The sequence below is a fragment of the Rhizobium croatiense genome (genome assembly GCF_019793465.1).
Taxonomy (GTDB): domain Bacteria; phylum Pseudomonadota; class Alphaproteobacteria; order Rhizobiales; family Rhizobiaceae; genus Rhizobium; species Rhizobium croatiense.
In genome coordinates this window covers 1-462 of record NZ_JAILYJ010000067.1, presented here as the reverse complement: position 1 = coordinate 462, position 462 = coordinate 1, and the positions used below count along the sequence as shown (strand labels likewise).

The following is a 462-nucleotide window of genomic DNA, read 5'->3' as shown; positions in this document are numbered from 1 at the left end:
GCTGGGCGGACATCCTGGTGCTGCAGCGTGTGTTCAACCGCCGCATCCCCATGCTCAAGTTCTTCATCAAGCACGAGCTGATCTACGTGCCCATCCTGGGCCTGGCCTGGTGGGCGCTGGACTTCCCCTTCATGCGGCGCAAGGGCGGCGCCAGCGTGGCGCAGGATCTGGCCGTGGCCCGCAAGGCCTGCGAGAAGTTCCGCGTGATCCCGACCTCGGTGATCAGCTTCCTGGAAGGCACGCGCTACACCCAGGACAAGCACGACAAGCAGAAATCGCCCTACCAGCACCTGCTGCGCCCCAAGACGGGCGGCATCGCGATGGCGCTGGAGACGCTGGGCGACCAGTTCGATGCGCTGCTGGACGTGACCATCGTCTACCCCAAGGGCGTGCCCGAGTTCCACCACCTGCTGCTCGGTCAGGTCGATGACGTGATCGTGACCTTCCGGGAGGTGCCTATCC

The 462-nt window shown here is 65.2% G+C and carries 1 protein-coding gene; it reads left to right on the top strand.

The genetic code is table 11. The annotated features are described in order from the left end of the window. Nucleotides 1-462, top strand: a 462-nt coding sequence (locus K6M89_RS30580) for an acetyltransferase (protein ID WP_222141858.1), incomplete at both ends; no start/stop codon positions are given.